Origin of the sequence: Alteromonas sp. Cnat2-8, assembly GCF_022348355.1 — a bacterium.
GTDB lineage: Bacteria > Pseudomonadota > Gammaproteobacteria > Enterobacterales > Alteromonadaceae > Alteromonas > Alteromonas macleodii.
In genome coordinates this window covers 434,355-455,494 of record NZ_JAKREX010000004.1, presented here as the reverse complement: position 1 = coordinate 455,494, position 21,140 = coordinate 434,355, and the positions used below count along the sequence as shown (strand labels likewise).

Annotated in this window: 17 protein-coding genes, 1 other RNA gene and 1 pseudogene; 7 read left to right on the top strand and 12 right to left on the bottom strand. The window is 41.3% G+C overall.

Annotated elements, in window-relative coordinates; genetic code table 11:
* The first annotated feature begins 162 nt into the window (after nt 1–162).
* Nucleotides 163–706: pseudogene (locus MHN00_RS12900) on the top strand (thiamine biosynthesis protein ThiC).
* 93 nt (nt 707–799) lie between these two features.
* Here the strand turns inward: MHN00_RS12900 and MHN00_RS12895 are convergent.
* The 5 genes from MHN00_RS12895 to MHN00_RS12875 form a co-directional block, all read right to left on the bottom strand.
* Nucleotides 800–2,341, bottom strand: a complete 1,542-nt coding sequence (locus MHN00_RS12895) for a hypothetical protein (RefSeq protein ID WP_239301367.1) — start codon at nt 2,339–2,341, stop codon at nt 800–802.
* 761 nt (nt 2,342–3,102) lie between these two features.
* Nucleotides 3,103–3,795, bottom strand: coding sequence for a hypothetical protein (locus MHN00_RS12890; RefSeq protein WP_239301366.1), 693 nt, complete (start codon nt 3,793–3,795; stop codon nt 3,103–3,105).
* 10 nt (nt 3,796–3,805) lie between these two features.
* The gene (locus MHN00_RS12885) at nt 3,806–4,669 is read right to left on the bottom strand and encodes a hypothetical protein (protein ID WP_239301365.1); all 864 of its coding nucleotides are present in this window, start codon (nt 4,667–4,669) and stop codon (nt 3,806–3,808) included.
* A 36-nt stretch (nt 4,670–4,705) separates the two neighbouring features.
* On the bottom strand, nt 4,706–5,770 hold the full coding sequence (locus tag MHN00_RS12880) for a tyrosine-type recombinase/integrase (protein WP_239301364.1): 1,065 nt from the start codon (nt 5,768–5,770) through the stop codon (nt 4,706–4,708).
* Complete coding sequence (locus MHN00_RS12875; protein ID WP_239301363.1) at nt 5,760–5,951, bottom strand: excisionase; 192 nt, start codon at nt 5,949–5,951, stop codon at nt 5,760–5,762. Before MHN00_RS12875 ends, MHN00_RS12880 begins: the two co-directional genes overlap by 11 nt.
* A 103-nt stretch (nt 5,952–6,054) precedes the next feature.
* Here MHN00_RS12875 and MHN00_RS12870 point away from each other — a divergent pair, with 103 nt between their 5' ends.
* Nucleotides 6,055–6,984: a hypothetical protein gene (locus MHN00_RS12870; RefSeq protein WP_239301361.1), complete on the top strand. Its 930-nt coding sequence runs from the start codon at nt 6,055–6,057 to the stop codon at nt 6,982–6,984.
* Nucleotides 6,985–7,014: 30 nt separating this feature from the next.
* On the opposite strand, the gene MHN00_RS12865 is transcribed toward MHN00_RS12870, so the two are convergent.
* From MHN00_RS12865 to ssrA, 3 genes are all read right to left on the bottom strand, one after another.
* Nucleotides 7,015–7,434 carry an SEC-C domain-containing protein gene (locus MHN00_RS12865; RefSeq protein WP_239301360.1) on the bottom strand — a complete coding sequence of 140 codons (420 nt, stop codon included), beginning with the start codon at nt 7,432–7,434 and terminating at the stop codon, nt 7,015–7,017.
* Between the two features lie 43 nt (nt 7,435–7,477).
* Nucleotides 7,478–9,055, bottom strand: a complete 1,578-nt coding sequence (locus MHN00_RS12860) for a replication endonuclease (protein ID WP_239301359.1) — start codon at nt 9,053–9,055, stop codon at nt 7,478–7,480.
* 227 nt (nt 9,056–9,282) lie between these two features.
* Nucleotides 9,283–9,641, bottom strand: a transfer-messenger RNA (tmRNA) gene (gene ssrA / locus MHN00_RS12855).
* Between the two features lie 393 nt (nt 9,642–10,034).
* Between ssrA and MHN00_RS12850 the strand changes: the two genes are divergently transcribed.
* On the top strand, nt 10,035–11,258 hold the full coding sequence (locus MHN00_RS12850) for an NADH:flavin oxidoreductase/NADH oxidase family protein (RefSeq protein ID WP_014976383.1): 1,224 nt from the start codon (nt 10,035–10,037) through the stop codon (nt 11,256–11,258).
* Between the two features lie 44 nt (nt 11,259–11,302).
* On the opposite strand, the gene smpB is transcribed toward MHN00_RS12850, so the two are convergent.
* Nucleotides 11,303–11,782, bottom strand: a complete 480-nt coding sequence (smpB, locus tag MHN00_RS12845) for an SsrA-binding protein SmpB (RefSeq protein ID WP_014949307.1) — start codon at nt 11,780–11,782, stop codon at nt 11,303–11,305.
* 145 nt (nt 11,783–11,927) lie between these two features.
* On the opposite strand from smpB, the gene MHN00_RS12840 reads away from it, so the two are divergent.
* Together MHN00_RS12840 and MHN00_RS12835 are read left to right on the top strand one after the other, a co-directional pair.
* Nucleotides 11,928–12,359: a type II toxin-antitoxin system RatA family toxin gene (locus tag MHN00_RS12840; protein WP_014949308.1), complete on the top strand. Its 432-nt coding sequence runs from the start codon at nt 11,928–11,930 to the stop codon at nt 12,357–12,359.
* On the top strand, nt 12,356–12,703 hold the full coding sequence (locus tag MHN00_RS12835; RefSeq protein WP_014976384.1) for an RnfH family protein: 348 nt from the start codon (nt 12,356–12,358) through the stop codon (nt 12,701–12,703). The genes MHN00_RS12840 and MHN00_RS12835 overlap by 4 nt, the downstream gene beginning before the upstream one ends.
* Before the next feature lie 92 nt (nt 12,704–12,795).
* On the opposite strand, the gene MHN00_RS12830 is transcribed toward MHN00_RS12835, so the two are convergent.
* Together MHN00_RS12830 and betT are read right to left on the bottom strand one after the other, a co-directional pair.
* A complete protein-coding gene (locus tag MHN00_RS12830; RefSeq protein WP_012518305.1) occupies nt 12,796–13,272 on the bottom strand; it encodes a MarR family transcriptional regulator in 477 nt (158 codons plus the stop codon).
* Between the two features lie 30 nt (nt 13,273–13,302).
* Complete coding sequence (gene betT / locus MHN00_RS12825; protein WP_014976385.1) at nt 13,303–15,273, bottom strand: choline BCCT transporter BetT; 1,971 nt, start codon at nt 15,271–15,273, stop codon at nt 13,303–13,305.
* A 321-nt stretch (nt 15,274–15,594) separates the two neighbouring features.
* Between betT and MHN00_RS12820 the strand changes: the two genes are divergently transcribed.
* Both MHN00_RS12820 and MHN00_RS12815 read left to right on the top strand, forming a co-directional pair.
* Nucleotides 15,595–18,306, top strand: coding sequence for a TonB-dependent receptor (locus MHN00_RS12820; protein WP_039229498.1), 2,712 nt, complete (start codon nt 15,595–15,597; stop codon nt 18,304–18,306).
* Between the two features lie 168 nt (nt 18,307–18,474).
* A complete protein-coding gene (locus tag MHN00_RS12815; RefSeq protein WP_239301358.1) occupies nt 18,475–20,436 on the top strand; it encodes a sulfotransferase in 1,962 nt (653 codons plus the stop codon).
* A gap of 204 nt (nt 20,437–20,640) precedes the next feature.
* Here MHN00_RS12815 and MHN00_RS12810 read toward each other — a convergent pair whose 3' ends face one another.
* A complete protein-coding gene (locus tag MHN00_RS12810; RefSeq protein ID WP_069944203.1) occupies nt 20,641–21,105 on the bottom strand; it encodes a hypothetical protein in 465 nt (154 codons plus the stop codon).
* Nucleotides 21,106–21,140 lie beyond the last annotated feature (35 nt).

Below are 21,140 nucleotides of genomic sequence, written 5' to 3'. Positions count from 1 at the left end.
CATACCAATGAGTATATGGCTATCTCATTGAATTTGAGCTTTCTATTTTTATTAGAGGTTTTTCTACTTTTACCGAATTTTGTGAAATTATTAGTTTGCTTTACCTGTCTTTTAGCAACACCAATAAATGCTATTTACCTATGAAATTAAAAGAGAGCCATAATGGAATTTACACATAAGCGCACCATTCAAATTACAGCGTCGTTATTATTACTATTAGCAATAACACAGGCTGTTTTTACAGCGCTTTACAGCGGCGGAATTAGCTTTTCAAGACAGTATGCCTAGGGATTTGAAGCGACAATTTTTACCGTGCTAGTTGCTTTTGCGAGTACCGCAATGGTGCAAGCTGAAGAGGCGCAACTAGGTTGGTCGGCTGTTGCTTTTGGCGCAGTGATTAATATAGTCCAGGTGAGCAACGGCCTTCGACAAAGTCGCTGGCGCAGTAGAAGGGACTAAGCCTTTAGTCGGCGGCGTGGTGTCTTTATCTTTCATGATTTACTATACGGCAAAACTATTGTTAGGTTTAGCAGCCGTTGTTTTCGGCCTATCATTTCTAGCAAAAGGCGGTAAAGCAATTGGCGGCCTTACAGCTATAGCCGGCACAGTAGCTATGCTTGCCAATACCATATTGTTTATATTTCTGTTTTGCTCTCTGGGTCTACGAAAAATGAAGCCAAGCGCAAAACTTTGTGTATATCTTTAGAGAGTGTAATTTAACCGCTTTGAAAGTCCTTAAGAGCTTTAGTTGTTCTATTTCGTCACAGCAGTAAAGCTATAGACATATATAGATTGTGTTTCATTTCTTTGAGTCTGGCCCGATAAGACTTAGCTCGTTTAATCTTTCGTTTATTCTAACGGAATCAAATGAGAGCATACTATAAACTGATGAAAAATAATTTATAGCTTCATCATTGCTGATGTGTTGCGAATCATCATAATTTATGAGTGCGGACAAGAGTGCGGACATAACTTCGGTAGATTTAGCGTAAGCACTTTCGCATCTATAAATAAAGAATTTTTGTTCATCTTTACTGTCATTGAGTTTTTTTAACATCATATTAAACACCTCATCAGTCGGGTTTTGGTTATTGATGTGCTCTTCGTAACTCGTATATCTCATATATTCAGATGTCGACTCAAGAAACAATTTATTCCATAATAATAGCTCGAAGAAACTAAAGAGGTATAACTCCGATTGAGTTTTAAATAATCCCCCTTTTTCTTCAGTGTATTGGAGATCTTCAAACTTATAATAACTTTCTACTGTAAGAAGAGTCGGTACTACATCAGACAAGTGCTGTAGCTCGCTAAAAAACAAAAAGTCGGCGAGGCTAGACATATTTTGCAATTGTTTAAAAATAATGTATATTTCCTCCAAACTATCATCTTTTCTGTATATATCATTGAATTTGTTTTTCAATTTTTCCAAATTATATTTAGGATTGTCAAAGTTGCTGCTGTAGCTAATCGTTCCTTCTTTCCTTAGCTTTAAATGTATAAATTCCCAAAGTATTGACTCCTTATCTAAATATTGATAGAACTTTTTAGATTCAATATGTAGTTTAAGGTATCTTTTGAACTCAACTGTATCCTCAATTTTTCTCTTTTCTTCATCGCTCAAATACAATGTGTCGCTTTCTTGAAGATATGAATAACTGGATGAAAGCGCTTCAGATGCTAAATAATAAGATTGGGTTTTACCTAGTTGAGAGTGTTTTTCTATTTCATTTTCTATGAAATTTTTACCAAACAAAATTAAAGAGTCTCTGTACTTATTTTTTTCTTCTATATGTGCCATTCGAATTTCATAATTATATTTATTACAGAAATTCATCTGTTTTTTTAAGCTTGGTATCAGACGTGATATTTGCAATGAGACCTGATAGTAACGCTCTCTATCCTGTTGGTGAACAATGTTTTTATAGTTATTTTCGATGTTTTGTCTATATATATCAACGGATTGTTTTAAGTTTTCTTCGTGGGAGCTGAGTAAGTGATCTAATAGCTGTTTTGAAAGCTTATAATTTTCAGTATGATTTTTTATAGTGACTTCAATACTTTCTTTATGAGAAAGTAAAGCCAGTTCATAGGCTTTTTGACTATTTTTAAGCGCTTCGTTGTTGGCCTCCATGGTAGCTTTTAACGCAATTTCGCTAGACTTCCTTGACTCCTTTAACGCATTTTCGGCACTTTCTTCTGTTGATTTAATAGCTAAATAACTAAAGGCTACTGTTAGCATAGGAATGACAAATAAACGAATTGTTTTAGCTAATTTAGACAAAGTTTTTCTTGTAAAGATTGGGCGATCTTTAGTGAGTGATTTGTAAATTTTTATCATATTATTTCTATTATAAAGCTAATGGGATTAAAGGGGTAACCCTCGTCTTACAGGCAAATACCTATTCTTCTCGCTTTCTAAGTAATAGTATCTCAGGCGTCACTCTTTTTGAACATATTATAACTTAATGTATCTAATATTCATTCATTCCTATCTAAATTCAGTAGAGCGAATTCTGAGTTACTTCAATACTGTAAACTACCAATTTAACTGCAGCTTATTTAAAAATGAAGAGGCACAAACTCTTTATAAACTTTAAAGAGTTAAATTGAAGTGAGGTAGCTTACAATAGCTTCAATATTATTATTTTGATTCTATTGAGTTTCAATGGGGCTTCTGTCGTCTGCGTATAAGCCGCTATTGGCTTTTAATTTTTTGATATTTGGAGCATTTGGAAGGTTTTTAGAATTTTCATCTCTATGTTTTAAAAGGAACAGGGATTCGTACTAGAGGTAGTTCTGTAAAAGTAAAGGTACGCCGACATATCTGCTGATATCATCAAAATCTAAAAACGAAACATAAAATTTTGGCTTGTTAGAAGGTGCTGTAAACGGTGAAAAGCTTTTCAACGATTATACAAGGTTAGAGCTCTTCTGAATAACTAGTTCATAGTCTCTATATTCCTAATTATTTTGTTGAGCCTCTCCATTTTTACCAAAACATGTTCATTGATGGGCAAAAAGGCAAAAAGCCCCTTAGATAGGGGCTTAATACGAATTGGTGGGCTGGCGGGATTTGAACCCGCGTATTTCTTTTGAAAATCATAAAGATGCATTTGGGTTAGCCACCTCGTTGACATCTGGGAAACTTATTTTATTACCATGAAGAACTGCGAGTTGTACATGTAAAGGAATGAATGATACAACGTAATGCTTTATCACCAATCTAATGTTATAACCGACGAATAGCGCAAGTAATGCGAACCCTATGTACTCTTGCCAGCCATCTAAAAATCTATGATTGTAACCAATAGCAACAAGAACAGAAATTAAAACCTGATTTAGGAAGGATCTTTGTTGGAGATACTTTTTGGTGGTATTTAGTTCTTCTTTAACTGTAATAGCGAAAGACATGTTTGTGTCTGTATTATCAGAAATGTTGTCCTTGGCTTTCGTGTGCAGATCATTAAGGTAGTTATCACTTAGTGAGCTTTGACCAAATTTGAAAAAAACAAAGCTGTACCGCTCATAGAGAAAACAAATTGCACTGACTAAAAGGTATGAAAACAACACGTCTTGAATAGACATTTGGCTATACATTCCATTGTTAAAATTAAAAGTGTCTTGCAATTTCATCTTGCCCAAAATAGTCCAGATTGAAAAAATTTTGTCAAAACTTTTGTCAATGAACAACCCCAAAAATACTACAAAGAACATGAAACATTTATAGATTGGATATTTGGTTGCTATCTCTTCTGCAAAACGGTCTTGTAAAGTGCTAGTTATGCTGCTCATTATTGTCACACTATTCTGGGGAACACAAACCTATGTAATAAATATCACCAGCTTCGGGGTCAAAAGCTTCATACTCAACCAATGAAGAACCGATGAATGAAAACACATCATTTGTCCGGAATTTGTCCACGACTTCAATAAATGAATTTTCGTTGAAAAAATAAATGTTGCAAGATTTTCCCGTATCGAGGTTGACGATTCTACCAGAACGGTTTTTTCGACTCATTACTTCTAGTCGACCTTTGAAGATTATTGGGACACTTAGCGATCTTCTTTTAATTAGGCTTGAAAATAATTCTGCATCTTGTCGGTCAAAAGAAAACTTCTGTCTCTTAGTCCCGCCTATTTCAATCTCGAAAAAACTCTCTCCAGAAGTGGGAGATCTGATTATTGCTAATATTTGGTCAAGCTCTCTCAGAATTGCTCTATCACCATATCGCCTACTGTGTTCTTGGGATAAAACATGTACGGCTTGTTCGTATGGAATTGGTTCAACACTGTTCTGTGCAACCTGATTTATGCGAGCTGAGTGCGCAACCTTAAGCCTATTAAGTGTGTCAATCCCTTGGCTCTCCATTTCTTCATTGACACCAGAAAGAGCCTGCTTCACTCTTTCTAATTGCTCCTGTACCCATTGCCCACGTTTACCTAAATCAAGTTTAAAACTTCCTTCATAAGCGTCTAAAACCATTATTTCTGTTTCAGCATAATGAGAAGGGTGTAACTTAGCATTTTTGTACAGGTTACCATTAAGGTCTAGATATGCTCTATCAAGAGACTTTTGAAGATGAAAGAGCGTCCTCCCTAATACTCTTAGAGGAACACGATTATCTTGTACCAAGTCGCCTTCGAAGGTAATCGTCAAATCTGCCACAGCTTGTTCACCATAAATCCGTTTATTTTAAGATTGTCATTCTTGATTAAGCCACCGCCCGTACACTTTTCTAATCATGCCCCAATCAGCGTGACCCATTTGCTTAGCAACCCACATGGGGTTTTTACCAGATGATAGCATCATAGATGCATATGTATGGCGGCATTGATAAGGGTAGCGGTATTCTATGTTTAGCTTTTCTAGCGTAGGTTTCCAAACATATTTTCTTAACCCGTCAGCGTATTTGTACTCTTTCATATATTTTGGGTCAATAAAAACTCTATAATTATCAAAGAAATCGCTATTTTTTAGGCTTTTTAATGCGATTAATGCTTCATCATGGAGTTCTACGGTCCTCAGACTACCTTTGGTTTTAGGTTCCTTTTCTAGCCCTGAAGTAAGGTTAACTCGTATGTGAGCAACTCCCTTATCAAAGTCAATGTCTTGCCATCGAAGGCCTAGAAGTTCACCAGTTCGCAATCCTGTATAAAAAGCGAATTGAAAAAACTCTTTATAAGGATGTTCTAATGCATTGAGAATTTTATTAATTTCAAAAAGACTGAACGGTTTAGGTTCTTTAGTCTGCTGCTTGTATCTTTGTATTAAGCTCGCTGGGTTTTTTTCAATAACTTCATCATTAACTGCACGAGTAAAAATTTGCTGAAGTACATTTCTAGTTTCGTTTATCGACTTAGGCGAAAGTTGAACCTCTGATGCCCATTCATCAAACATACTGGCTTTAAACTTAGTCAGCTTGAGGTGACCCCAGTTAGGTTTGATGTAGCGATTGTACTTTTGGGAATAGCCGCGAATAGTTGTGTGAGACCAGTTACGCTGCTTTTGTTTAAACCAAATATTTGAATAGTCATGAATAGTAAAATTGCATTCGGTATTAAAAGCTTTCTGAATGATCTTGCTACTAGGAAAACGGTCTGCTATCGCTTTGTCATCAAGTAATATCGCCATTCTGTAAACTTTTTCTTGGTCTTGTATTCTTTGCAACGCTTTCTTATTGTGTGGTGCAGGTATTGTTTCCCTATAACGCTTATTGTTTATTGTAAAGTCGATAGCGTAGCCGCCATTCACTGTTTTAACACTCATTTGCTTGGTCTCCTTTCATCCATTGGTAAATCATTTCGACGATAAAAATTAGTCTTCCGTCAGGTGCCTTCAGGTAGTGTTGTTGCTTTATCCAAACCCCTTTTTTAACTTTCATCCGAATCGCTTCTTTCGTATAGCCCGTCATTTCTGAAAGCTTGTCTGTTGTTACTAATCCGCTCATTAATTTGTACTCCCGTATAAATGAAGTACTAGATTGGTCCTCAATGGTCTGGTAAAACAGATTCCTAACGGGTAAGGAACGGGTTATACAGTCCTAAAATATTATGGATATACAAGAGCTTAAGAGTTCTATTGAAATTGCCTTAGAACACTTTGAAACTAATGAAAAACTTCTTAAAAAGGGTGATGAGATAGCAAGGGCAGTCTGTGAACTCTCTCTTGGCTATATCAATGAGGGTGTCGGTTTAAAGGATATTTACTTCGATTACTCAGAAATCTACAAAGAAGTGTGGGGTAAAGAGGTTGATAGCGTTAAAGCGTCTGCCGACATACGAAGACACATGAAAGTTACAAATGAGTGTTTTGCGATAACGAGCTCACTAAATATAAAGTTAAAGGAACATGGAAAATCACCGCTTTCTTTGATTGTTGAATCTTCTACTGGGGGGCGCAAAACCCAAATAAGTTTATCGGTCATACAAAGTAAGAACACTACGTATAACTTTAATAGCGAAAACCCAAATGTTCAGTACTCTGCAATACAGCTTCCAAAGGTGTACCCGTTCACGAAGCCTTTCTTAGATATGGAGTTAAAACTCTCCAGAGTAATGGTTGTTTCTATTATATTGATACTACTCAGTTTAATAGCAATTCTTACTTTACTCGACGTTTTTAGTTGGGATGAGCGAGTTTTGGAACTAGCCTTGATTACGACTTTCTTTCCAAGTGCTTATTTGCTTTCAAAGCTAAAAGAAATTCTCGATAAAGGTATAACCGAATTGCCTACGTTAATGGCTCCGATTCGAACTAAAAATGCTTTGCTTGTGCTTTATAAAGAGCGAAAAGACGATAATGTTTCACTCAAAATGCAAGCCGTGACCTTCGAAGCTCAATGCGGTATTTGTGGTGAAAATATTGTCATAGAAAAAAGCAAAGAGTTTAATGGACGCTTTATCGGTAAATGCACTGTTGCACCTACTGAGCATATTTACTCTTTTGACCACGTTACAAAAACGGGTAAGTTCTTACGTTAATAAGTCAAATTGTTAAAGAACGGGCCAGAGTCAAACGAACTCTGGCATTTGCAAGAATCTAACTGCGTGGAACTTTTCTTTTGCGACTTCCATTGCTTCAACTTCGTTATCGAAACGAAAGCTATATTTCATTTGTCCGTCCTCTTTACCCATGACATACCAGTCGCCAGGCTTTAACATTTGGAACTGAATCATTGTATTGTGAGTATCAGCAAGATATTTATTGGCTTGTATTACTTGGCAACAAGCTGTTTCAAAGTCTATTTCAAATGGGTTAACGTCTTTGAGTTGTGAGCGAAAGCCATAGAATACAGAAACGCCAGTGTAGTCAGGTACGTTATTGCTATCTAATATGCTGGTGTTTACGGTTTTGTTTCGTCCGAAAAGACAACAATCTTTCAATTTTTTTCCACTTCCACAATTACATGGAATGCTTAACGGGTCTTTCATTTTCTATTCTCTTTATATGGTGGTTTAGTTTCAGTACAGTTATTTACACAAGTCCAAGACGCCTTCGGCTTTTGGGCCCCTCTCCGCAGGGCGGAGGCCCTCCCAACTGCCTTCGGCTACCCCCTGAGACTTCGTCAACAGTCCGTCCTTCCCAAGGGAAGGGCGGACTGTCAACTTGTTCAGCGGGTGATTCCAAAAGCAGCCATTGTTTGTTTTCGATGGGGTATCTTGCGGAAACAGATAAGATTGTTTTGGGAACATTGTTATATGCATGTTTAGACAAGCTTTCAGGCTCTATATGCTCATATAGTTCTTTTAACTGCTTTTCATATTCCATGGCGAAAGGGCGTTCAGATTTGCGAATATTAGTGCCACCCATCATCAATAAGTAGGCTAGCCAATCAGATGCATCAGCGGCTTGTCTTAGCTTGTTCAATTCAATATCGTCGATGGTATGATTTATTTTTCTAAGCTGCCGCCACAATGAAACTGACGGTAATCCAAAGAATTGAAACTGTCTGATATTGTAAAGCGAAGCCCATGCAGTAATTTTTGTTGCTGATACTTTTGCGTCGTTTCCGTAGGTGTCAGTATCTAGAAATTCACCATCTATGTTTTTACAAATGTATTTAGCGATGTACGCTTGTGCAGAGCCTTTATCGCTTGTTATTTTCTCAGCCTTAAAGCGGTTCTTTGCCGCACCACGTTCATTTGTATCTTGTTCTAAAGCATACTGATGGAGTATTTCTGTAACTCTGGCTGACTGATGTGGTGGCATAAATAGCATCAAATGCCAATGTGGTGTTCCATCATGGTGTGGCTCAACAACGCGTATCCCGTAAACTGTGATGTTTTCTCTGTCAAACTGAGCGCGTGCCTTTTGCCATTGCCCGTTAAGGTAATCATTAGCATCTTTTACCGAGTATGCTTTGTATTTAGGGTTGGGTTTACCTGACGGATAATGAGAATGATACTTGGAGGGTGTAGTAAGCGTGTAAAACCAACTCTCATGCTTTTGCAGTTGTGAGTATTCCTCAGTGCCTTTGATCCTCACCATTAATTCAGCGCGTCTTACTTTTGGGTTCGATACATTAGAATTGTATACATCAAGCATGGAGACATATTCACCATCTGCGCTGCAAAACCATTTGTTTTGCATGTATTCTTCTGCTTGCGCTTTTTCCCACTGGTGTTGTCTGAGTCTTTCGTCGCTGCAATAAGCGCTTTTCGACTGATTTACTAAATCAAGCTGGCGTCTGATTGATTCCATTTTTTGCGTAGCCAGCGTTTTGAATTTGTTAAACCAAAACTTTTCAGTTCTAAACAGTGTGAGGGCTTCCACATGTGTCATATCACATGGAATAGAGAAACCGTATTTCTCGAATTTACTTAAGCAGTAGTCAAACGCTTGTTCAGTATTTAGGTGGGCGGTATTCCTTAAGCATTGATTGGCTTTCTGCTTGGCAAAAAGCTTGAGTTCACGAACATCTTTTGAAAGGTTTAAGTCTGCTATTTGAAGCTCTTTGCTGAGATTTGATAGAAACAGATTTGCTTGAACATAACTTGCTTGTTTTGAAATTTTTACGTATTTGTGCGCAGCGTCATAGGCTAGTGAGGGCATTGTACTGAATAATTCAGCACGAAATTTATGACATTCCCGTGTGCCTAAACCATAAGTGATTTGTTCTGGAGAAGTGACAGTCTCGCGACATTCAGGTACAGATTCGCGACACTTTACAGCCCTTTTAAGACCGTTAGAGACCTGTGGTTGGTTTTGATTGGTATCGCCAGAAGTGGCGAATTTAAGGGGGTGAAGCGGTCTAGATTGGTCTAGACCGCTTCTGGAATTGGTGGAGCTGGCGGGATTTGAACCCGCGTCCAGAAAATGTCTACCTTTGGTACTACATGCTTAGTTTGTCATTTATTTAACTGCTTGGAACTCCGACAAACAGGATTTCCTTACAGCTGGCCTAATACTGTTTCGCGGTTCACCCTTAGACAAGGTTCCCTCGCTATCCTACTTGGATGACCTTCCGAATCCCCGCTAGCAGGAAAAGACTAGGGTGGAAGGGCCTATGCCGGTTATTAAGCGGCTAGTGCGTATGTTTCGTCGTTTGCGACTATTTAAATGCGGCTTTTTAAGAGGCAAACCGCTCCTCTGCATGCACCTCCGGCTTCCTAGATCCTGTCGAATCCTAATCAGCCCCGAGTGTGATTTTCAATAATAGCACAATTGTTACATGGTGAAATACATTCTTTTGAAAATTACTATAAATTTTAAGGGTTTGGCTATAAATCAACCAAAAATAACATCTAGTTTTTCAAAAGCTTACCTGTGTGGCCTTCAGTTGAAGCTTTGCTTAAACAGCAACACACAAACATTGAGTATTATTGAACTATCATAGATATGTGGATGCTTGAGTAAAATTCAAGTGCCGAGCGCACAAGGGCTGTGCAAGAAACGCAATTTATAAACTAAATTAGCGCTTTTTATTTGATTACTTTAGCGAATTTTTAAGGAAATAGTGCTGATGTAATGATGCAATTAGTAGCAAGAACCATTAAAGTACGTGAGCATAATTAAAAGGCTTGTAGTGTAAATGTCTTCAGATTCCATATTGTATTCTCCGTATACCTTGCCATGTGGCGTAACAGCGCGAAACCGTCTTGTTAAAGCTGCTATGGAAGAAAATATGTCGAGTATGGGAAATATTCCCGGAGAGTCTTTGTACTCACTCTATCGATATTGGGCCCACGGCAATTTAGGCATGGTGATCACAGGCAACGTTATGGTCGATAAAGGCGCCATGACAGGGCCAGGTGGCGTTGCACTAGAAAAAGATACCGACATCGCACCGTTTCAAAAGTGGGCAAAAATCATTAAGTCTAATGGTGCTTTGGCCATAATGCAGATTAATCACCCTGGTCGACAGGTATTTAAAGCGATGAAAGGCAAAGCAATTGCGCCTTCTGCTGTACCGCTTGATATGGGTAAACACTCCAAGCTGTTTGCTCAACCACGAGAAATGACCTGCCAAGACATTCACGATGTATGCAAACGTTTCGTTCAAACTGCTAAGCAAGCTGAAAAAGCCGGGTTTGATGGCGTTGAAATTCACGCTGCCCACGGCTATTTGCTTACGCAGTTTTTATCACCGCTTACTAATCAGCGCCAAGATGAGTGGGGCGGTTCTATTATTAATCGCGCACGCTTGCTGATAAACATAGTCAGTCAGGTTCGAGCGGTTTGCGCTAAAGACTTTATTGTTATGGTAAAGCTTAACTCTGCTGACTTTCAGAAAAATGGTTTTTCTTTTGATGATGCCTGTGAGGTGGTAAATCGCTTGGAAGCCTTGGGTGTTGATGTTGTAGAGTTGTCTGGCGGCAGTTATGAAGCGCCTGCTATGCAAGGGCAAACCCGTGACGACACCACGCTGGCCAGAGAAGCGTACTTTTTGGAATTTGCGCAGGCACTGGTAAGTAAAACTGATATTCCGCTTATGACAACTGGCGGTATAAAAAGGGCCGAGGTAGCAGAGGAAGTGATTGAGCAGGGCTGTGCTCTTGTTGGATTAGCCAGTGCCCTTGCTATTACGCCAGACTTAGCTAAAAAGTGGCAACAAGAATGGGCGTATTCGGGAATAATTCCACACTGCTCTTGGAAAGATAAATCGCTTGCAAGCCTTGCGAATATGGCCATGGTGCGAAGACAACTTAGACGCCTTGGGAACAACCTAACCACTTTAAGAAACCCGTCACCGCTGTGGAGTCTGATTCTTGATATGCTACATCGCAAGAAAATGACGAAACGAGACGTAGGTTAAACCTATTACACTTCTTTTTTGGCAGCCCAAATAAAAACACAGCGTTAAACGCTGTGTTTCATCATTCGTTCTTTTTGACGTTGCCAATCTTTGTCTTTAATGGTGTCACGCTTGTCATGGGCGTGCTTACCTTTTGCTAGGTGAATTTCTAGTTTCACCCAACACTTTTTCCAATACATAGATGTGGCAACGATTGAATAACCTTGGCGGTCTCGTGCACCCATTAAGCGGTCAATTTCTCGTTTGTTCAGCAACAATTTGCGAGCACGCTCTGGAGCAGCGATAACGTGGGTAGAGGCTTGATTCAGCGGACTAATTCTACACCCTACCAAATACGCTTCGGCATTCTGGATAATAATGTACGCATCGGTAATGTTCACTTTACCGGCACGAATACTTTTAATTTCCCACCCTTGAAGCTCAAGTCCGGCTTCGAACTTGTCTTCTAGGAAATAGTCGTGACGCGCTTTTTTATTCTGCGCGATATTTCCTGTGGTGTTTTTGTTGGCTTTATTCTTTTTCATGCTGGCTATTATACTGATTGTTCAAAGGAATGTCTTTAGTTGTCATTGTTATCTTATATTGGGGCATTTGGTTCAAAACCGAATACGAGCGAACCAAATTTTCTGTGATACAATGCGGCCAAGAGTTTTAATTGTAGTGGAATCAATGCCAAGTATTCATAGAAGCGCGCTGGTAGCTCATAGCGCAGAAGCCATGTTTAACTTAGTCAACGATGTAGCTTCCTACCCAGAGTTTTTGCCAGGCTGTACCGATAGCAAAATCCTCGACACTTCAGCGCAAAGCATGAAAGCGTCATTGTTAGTTGCAAAAGCAGGTATCAAGCAATGGTTTACAACGCACAATGTGTTAGAGCCAGGTAAAAGTATTCAAATGCAACTGGTCGACGGTCCGTTTCGCTCGCTTACCGGTGGCTGGACATTTTCAGCGTTATCAGAAGAAGCCTGTAAAATTGAATTAAACCTAGAGTTTGAATTCAGCAATAAGCTAGCTGAAATGGCTTTTGGTAAAGTGTTTAACAGTTTAGCCAGCAGTATGGTTGCAGCGTTTACAGACCGAGCGCGGAGCGTTTACGCATGAGTAAGAAGCTCATCAATATTGAGGTTGCCTACGCGTTACCCACCAAGCAAACTATCATTGATGTTGCTATTCATGAAAATGCGACGGTAGAAGAAGGGATAAACGCGTCTAACGTGCTTGAGCAGTTTCCCGAGATTGATTTGAAAGCAACGAAAGTGGGTATTTGGAGCCGCGTGGTTAAGCTTCGCGACACGCTTACCGATGGCGACCGTATTGAAATTTACCGCCCGCTTATTGCTGATCCTAAAGAAATCCGCAAGCGCCGTGCTGAGAAAGCGAAAGAGGAAGGGCGCGCTGACAAAATCACAGGTGGAAAGGTAAATCCACTTAAGGCGAAGTCATAGCAGTCAGCTGAGCGCTTCTACGCCAGCGCCAAAGATAGATACAAAAATGGCCTTCAAGTGAAGGCCATTTTTTTTAAAGAAGACAAAGGCTATTAGCTTTTTTCTGAAATACTGCCTAACTCCAGGAAAGGGGAGGCATCAATATCTTCAGCATCCATCATGCTAGCAATTCGCTGAACGGTAGCGACCATTTGGCTTTGCTCCCACTCTTTAAGCTGTGAAAAACGCTCGACAAAGTGTTCTTGAAGAGGGCGAGGTGCGTCAACCACTGCCTCTTTACCGCGTTCGGTTAAGAATACGCCCACTTTTCGTTTATCTTGCGTACTTCTTATGCGCGTAGCTAAGTCTCGTGATTCTAGTCTATCTAGAATATTCGTGATGGTTGCAGGGCTTAAGTTAATATTCTCTGCAATTTCGCGCACCATTATACCCGGGCGCTCTTCAATATTTTGCATCACCAATAACTGTGGGCCTGTTAAACCCACGTGTTTACTTAGCTGCTTGCTGCGCAGGTCTACAGCGCGTATTACGCGCCGTAGTGCCACTAATAGTTCTTCTTCTTTTCGCATGTTACTTCCAACAAATGCGTAACCCAGCGGTTACTTAAGCAAATGAATAAAATGTTGGTGCTTATGATAGTGATCGATGACGTCATTAATGACCGAAATCTTCGACCAGCCCATAATATCATAGTTCTGACCACCTTCACTAAGGTGCACTTCGGCGCGATAGTACGTGGCCTTTTTGTTTTCGTCCAGTGCTGGTGTGTCACTTGGACCAAATTCAGGCTGTTCTGTCGATACAGGATGCACAGCATAAATGAACTCAGGGTCATTGCCCATATCAACGGTTAATATGAGTGCTTCGTCCGTATCTTCAATTTTTATTTCGAATTGCTGCGCTTTAAACTCCTCGCTTACTTCTGTTAGCGCAGGCTTCACCACTTTGTTGATGTAACGACGAACGGCAGTTTCATCTGGAAAGGTCACAATATTTTCAAGGCGCTCTTTCCAGTTTTTGTCAGAGTCATTATGCTGCGGTGTACCCGTTAGTACTTGTAAACTTTCACGTTTGTACGCCTCGATACGAAGGGCTTTCAATAGTCCCGATATAGCGATAAGCAACACAATAGCAAATGGCAGTGCGGCGGCAATCGTCATAGTTTGCAGCGCGCCAAGCCCACCAGCGTAAAGCAGCACTGAACTCACCACACCAACGCCAACAGCCCAGTATACTCGTTGCCACAACGGCGTATTGTTTTCACCGTGTGAACACAGCATATCGACAACCATGGCACCCGAATCACATGAGGTTACAAAGAACACAATGACCATCAATACTGCTATAAGGCTTAGTACTGAAGCGAAAGGGAACTGCTCTAAAAATACAAACAGTGCCACTGAAGTATCTTCATTTACCATTTGTGCAAGTACGTCTTTACCTTGCACTAACACCTGATCAATAGCGGCGTTGCCGAATACGGTCATCCAAAATAGTGTAAATGCTGATGGAATAAGCAGTACGCCCATTACAAATTCGCGGATGGTTCTACCGTATGAGATACGCGCGATAAACAGGCCAACAAACGGAGCCCAAGCTAACCACCAACCCCAGTAGAAGATAGTCCAGCCACCAATCCAATCCGTTTTTTCATAGGCGAACAGGTTAAATGTGTTTCGCACTAAATCAGACAGATAAGCCCCAGTGTTTTGCATGAACGCTTGTAGTAAAAATACGGTTGGGCCTAAAACAAGAACAATTAAAAGTAGCAGTAAGGCTAAAACCATATTGGTTTCTGACAGACGGCGTATGCCTTTTTCCAGGCCAGTAGTTACAGAAATTACGGCTAAACCAACAACGCCTGCCATTATAGCTATTTGAACACCAGTATTTGACGGTAGACCAAATAGATAGTTAAAACCCGCATTTACTTGCGAAGCGCCAAAGCCTAGCGACGTCGATACACCAAACACTGTTGATGTAACCGCGAATATATCAACCACGTGCCCAGGCCAGCCATAAATCCGGTCACCAATTAATGGATATAAAGCAGAACGCAGTGTAAGAGGTAAGTTTTGACGGTACGCAAAATAGCCCAAAATCAGGGCCACTACCGCATAAATTGCCCAAGCATGAACACCCCAATGGAAAAATGTGGTTTTCATTGCTTCGCGAACAGCATCAATACTTTCAGCCTGTGCAGTGGGGGGCGCTAAAAAGTGCATTAAGGGCTCGGCAACGCCAAAGAACATAAGCCCAATTCCCATTCCTGCTGCAAACAACATACTAAGCCAAGTCCCAAAGCTAAATTCGGGGCTTGCGTGATCTGGGCCTAACTTAATTTCGCCGTAGCGTGACATGCCGAGGAAAACAACAAACACCACAATTACTGCGACAGTAAATACATAAAACCAACTACCGTTGGTCACAATTGCGCTCTGAAGCTTTTGGAAAAGCGCGTCTGCTGTTTCAGGAGCACCAGCAGCGAAGATAAGTAAACATAGGATTAAAGCTGACGATGTAAAAAACACCGGCTTGTTGAGTGGAGATTTATTTTCGTTCTCAATCACGCAGTAAATTCCTTTCACCTTTTATAAATTTCGGTTTATACGCAGAAATATACCGCATGGAGCATTTTTTATAAACATCAGATGAAATTATTTGATTTGTATGTATTTGGTCAATGAGTCAAAGTGCAGTATTTTTTTTGCAGTTGTTTTTACAATAAAAATTAGACTTTCTGCTAGGTTTTAGGTGTTTTTGGTTAATTATTAATCATTAGAGTAGAAATAATTAATAGATTGTGTATCGTAATATATGATCTTTTTGATATGTGTTTTAAGTAAACACTGTCCGAAGAATAAAAAAACAATTGAAGGAAACACACACAAATGCGAAAAACTCAGCTTAGCTGTGCAATCATCGCTGCACTGGCATCCACCTCTCTGGCTGCGCAAGAATCTAAAGCGCCCGCTAAACTTGAAACCATAGAAGTTACCGCCACGAAAAGAAGTGAATCAATCCAAGATGTCCCTGTCGCAGTCTCTGCGTTAGATGGAAAAGCATTAGAAAACCTCGGTATTGATAACTTCCAAGACTACGTAGAGTTTTTACCGAATGTGGTATTCCAAGGTACAGGTCCAGGGCAAAACGAAATATACATTCGTGGTGCGGCGACCACGCAATCAAGCATTACCCTGTCATCTGTTCAAGCACTTCAGCCCTCAGTGGCTTTCTATCTTGATGAAATGCCTGTTTCTATGGCTGGCCGAAACTTAGATATTTTTGCTACCGACGTTGAGCGTGTAGAGGTTCTACCTGGGCCGCAAGGTACGTTATTTGGTGCGAGTTCTCAGGCAGGTACAGTCCGCCTAATCACAAACAAGCCAGATCATTCTGGATTTGCTGCAGGCTTCGATACCAGTATCTCTACCACAAAAGGCGGAGATATGAGTAACACGGTGGAGGCATATTTCAACGTTACTCCAACTGACAACCTTGCGCTGCGTGTGGCTGCCTACAATGAAAGTCAGGGCGGTTGGATTGACAACATTGAAAATGAGCCAGGAAATGGTGGTTACATTGGAAGTGCAGTAGTTATTGATCGTATTTCTGGAAATGCATTGCAGAAACAGGGCATCGATCCGGCTGCGATGGATGCACGTCGTGAAATTAATGGTTTTACTCGCAGTGAAGCCGCCGTTGTGTCGCCAAGAAACAGCGAACATGTTGAAGATAACTTTAATGACGCGGTCTACTCAGGGGCGCGATTCGGGTTGTCTTACATTATCAACGAAGATTGGGATGTTCTGGTTCAACACACTCAACAAACACTTGATACTGAAGGTGTGTTTGCCTACGACCCCACAGTGGAAGGCGAAAGCTCGGCAATTCGCTTTCAAAGCGATGAAAACTCCGACGAATTTGGCTTAACCACATGGACCCTAAATGGTCGTTTGGAAAAACTAGATGTGGTGTATACCGGTGGTTACCTTGATCGTGAAATAGACACGCTTACCGATTACACCGGCTACACCAACGGCGGCTTATTTTCCGCGTACTATGTGTGTACGCACTATGAAACGCCAGATAATCCAGATGACGCGCGCTGCCTCGATCCGAGTAAATACTACAAAGAAGACACTACTAGCACTCGCTTAACCCACGAACTACGTTTCAGCACAACGATGGATACACCATGGCAGCTGACGGCGGGTGTGTTTTATGACGAACAGGAAGTAGGCTCAGTAGGCCAGTTTAAAATCGCAAGCCCTGAAATCTTTGAGAACCTTGCAAGTTCATGGAATGCGCTGGCGGGTGACCGTGGAATTAACAGCGATGGTGGCCCTTTCTCTCCTGAAATTAGCTTTGTAAACGACGTTACGCATACTATCGAGCAGATCGCAGTATTTGGTCAGCTAGGCTATGAAATTACTGATACGCTTACTGCTACCATTGGTGCGCGCTGGTATCAAATTGACGATATTTATCGCGGCGCTACGTCAACACGCGACGTAACAAGCCGATTAGAAGCCTATGGTCAAGGCGTGCTAGATCCCGCCGTGTATGATGGTTTGGGTCTTGACGGCCAAGGTGTTGTCGATGCTATCCAAGATGGTTCATTGGAAATTGGCTTACTAGACGGTGACGGAGTACTCACGGTTGACGATACCATTTTCAAATTCGGCCTCGACTGGAAAGTAAATGAAAACGTATTGCTTTTCGCGAACTATTCAGAAGGCTTCCGTCCACCAGTAACAAACAGACTAGGCGGTGACGCAGCGGCAAATGACACTGGGGCATTTGCGGATTTCCGTGTTCCGGTTTACTCAACAACAGATACGCTGGATAACTACGAAATTGGCCTGAAAGGTGACTTCTTAGACGGAATTTTGCGTGTTAATGCTACTGGTTACTATTCAGAAATCAGTGACTTGCAAACGTCGCGTTTCGATCCTGCGAATATTAGTTTCTTAGTCTTTACCGATAATGTTGGTGATGCAGAAGTTAAAGGGATTGATGCAGACATTACTTGGTTAGCGACAGATAACCTAGTCATTAACGCAGCATTTAGCGTACTGGATACTGAACTGGTTAGTATTAACCCTGAACTAGAAGGTATTGCGGCTGGCGTAGGCAGTGAGCTTCCGTACTCTGCTGACTTCTCAGGCAACATTAGTGCACGTTATTTCTTTGAGTTAGATGGCGGTAAAGAAGGGTATGTTAATGCATCACTTACCTACACCGGCGACCGTCTTGCTGGCATGGTGATGAACGCCTATGCCATGGAGGATGCAACTCGATTGATTTATGGCACGGGCTCGGGTCTGAAAATTAAAGATGAGGGTGACGAGTTTAAAGGCGCAACGTATCCAGGTGCAGATGGCGAAACAATTCGTGGTGGCCGCTACATTCAGGAAAGTTACGTAATTGGTAACGTATCTGTGGGGATGACGTATCAAAACTGGAAAGTTGAAGCATTCGTTGACAACGTTTTCGACAAATCAGCAATCTTGAACATTGATACACAGCAGTATACGCCTAAGGTTGTGACTAATCGCCCTCGTACTATAGGTCTTCGTTTCTCTTACGATTACTATTAATAGACGTTTGTCGTAAACGAAGAAGTAGATTGTACACAGTGCATTAAACGGCAGGCCTAGGCCTGCCGTTTTCATTACTTATCTTAGAAAAATTCGGTAGTATTAAATACATACCCTTTTGGCTTTCGCCAATTATCACCTGCGCTACCAAGAATTATAACGAAGGCTATGACAACAGAAGATTTTCAACATCAAGTTCGCGCTATTAAGCAAGCGCTTCAACGCGGTCAGTTATCAACTGCGAAATCGTATATTCAAGATTTATTGCCCTTGTCGCTAAATGAGCAGCAAGAAGCAGAAGTACTTTATTTGGCCGCTGTCACTTACAGGCTCTCGAACCAACATAGCGATGCTTTTAAGGCTATCGACACTCTTCTATCTCTTCGCCCAGATTACGGCAGGGGATACCAAGAGCTTGCATACTGTCATGAAGCTGTGGGAGACCAGCAAAACGCAGCAAGTGCGTTCTTTAAAGCAACGCATTTTAACCCCGCTCTTATAAGCAGTTGGAAAAAGCTGCTCTTAATCTATCAAAATCATCGCGACGCTACCGCTGAACAAATGGCATCAAATCAGATTGCGCATTTGCAGTCTCTTCCTCCGCCAATTCTGGGTGCCTACGACCTTATGTACGAAAAGCAGTTCGCTGCGGCAGAGCAAGTGTGCCGCCAATTTTTGGCTAAACAAAAGCATCACCCTGAAGCTATGATGTTGTTGGCTGAGATTGGTATGCAGTTGAAGGTGTACAGTGATGCAGAATTTTTGTTGGAAAGTTGTGTGGAATTATACCCGGACAACGAGCGATCGGCGCTAGCGTATCAAAACGTGCTTTCAAAGTTGGGTAAGTTTCCAGAGGCCGTAAACGTTGCGCGACAAAGACTCTCAAAAAGCCCAGACAGTTTTGTTATTAAAACTAGTCTTGCCCATGCGCTTGTTGGTGTAGGGCAATTAGATGAAGCGATAAATATTTACCATGGCGTACTAGAACAAACGCCAGATAGACCTAAAGTTTGGGTGTCGTTGGGTCATGCACTAAAAGCCAAAGGCGATACTGCCGATGCGGTTAACGCTTACGAAAAAGCGGTAGATTTTGCCCGCGACTATGGCGATGCCTATTGGAGCTTGGCGAATACGAAGACGTATAAGTTTAGTGACAAGATGCTTAAGCAAATGACTGAGCAAGCCAGCAATGATGCAATTAACTTAGACGATAAAATTCATATTTGTTTTGCGCTCGGGAAAGGGTTTGAAGATAACGCTCAGTATGACAAGGCCTTTGCGTATTACCAGCAAGGTAATGAGCTTAAACGCAGTACGCTTCAATTCGATATTGGGAAAACCGAGCAAGCATTAGATGCCCAGCAACAGGCTTTTAGTCAGGACAATTTCAAAAAAACACAGGGTTGCCAAGCGTCAGATCCTATTTTTATTGTCGGCCTTCCACGTGCTGGCTCTACACTGCTTGAGCAGATCCTAGCGTCGCACTCTAATGTCGACGGAACCATGGAGCTGCATAACATTCTGGGTATAGCGTCTTCGCTCAGCCACCAATCTACGCCATATCCGTTTAATATTTCAGCATTGAGTGAAGAAACACTGGCGAAACTTGGTGAGCAATATATTCAGCAGACCCGTGCATATCGCCAAGGCGCACCGTTATTTATTGACAAAATGCCCAACAATTTCATTCATATTGGGCTTATTAAAAAGATACTGCCTAACGCTAAAATTATTGACGCGCGAAGGGATCCAATGGATTGCTGTTTTAGTGGGTACAAACAACTATTTGGTGAAGGGCAGGAGTTTAGCTACTCGCTAAGTGATATTGGCCGATATTACAACGCGTATGAAAAGTTGATGTCACATTGGCATACGGTGATGCCCGGCGACATATTAACGGTGCAGCACGAAGATGTGCTCGACGATTTAGAAGGGCAGGTCAAGCGTATTCTGGCGTTCTGCGGTTTAGAGTTTGAAGAGGCATGCTTAGCGTTTCATAAAACCAAGCGGATAATCAAAACTCCAAGTTCAGAGCAGGTTCGTCAGCCTATTTACAAAACGGGGATGGGGCAGTGGAAGCCATTTGAATCTAACTTGGAATCGCTGAAGGACGCGCTTAAGACGCAGTAGAAGCGCCTTGCGTTAAATAGCCGTACCTAGCGTGACTCGACTGAACTTGGGCTTTATCCTAAGCCAAGCTTTTGAAACTAGGCGGTTACTTATTTACAGCGTTACAGCACCTTTAGAATAAAACGAGGCACGACTTTTACCGTACCTCGTGTTTTTTGACATTTAAAGGCGTCAAGCCTGTGCCATTAGAGCCATTCCTTACGCTTATGGCTGATAAGGTAACGAAGATTGGTGAAGGATAATTCTAATTTTACCGTCGTCGCATTGCTTGAAGACAAAGCTCTTGTTCACAAAAATATGGCTGTCGTCTGCACCAATAAAATGTACGTTGCATTGAACAATGGCTAACTCGCCGTTCAATATGAAATCTTCCTTGCTATACCAAACCTTTACCCAAGGCTTAAGCTTGAACCCATTGTCGTTGGGGTAGTCGCTATTGCCACCTACGAAGTATGAAAGCGCCCCTTCTTTTGTTGGGCGAAATGTTTGAGCACCAAACGTTAAGGTAGGTTTAAACAGTACCTTCCCATTATCGTAATCGTAGTTTTCAGATAAAACCTTTGATGCGAACGCCTTCGCATCGCCACCTTCAGCGTGTACTTTTCCCACCGCAACAACATTGTCGCACCAAGTCTGAAGGGCTGTATGTACCATCTCTTCTGTAAACATGACGCTAACTCCTTTAATTAATAGTTATGTTATAC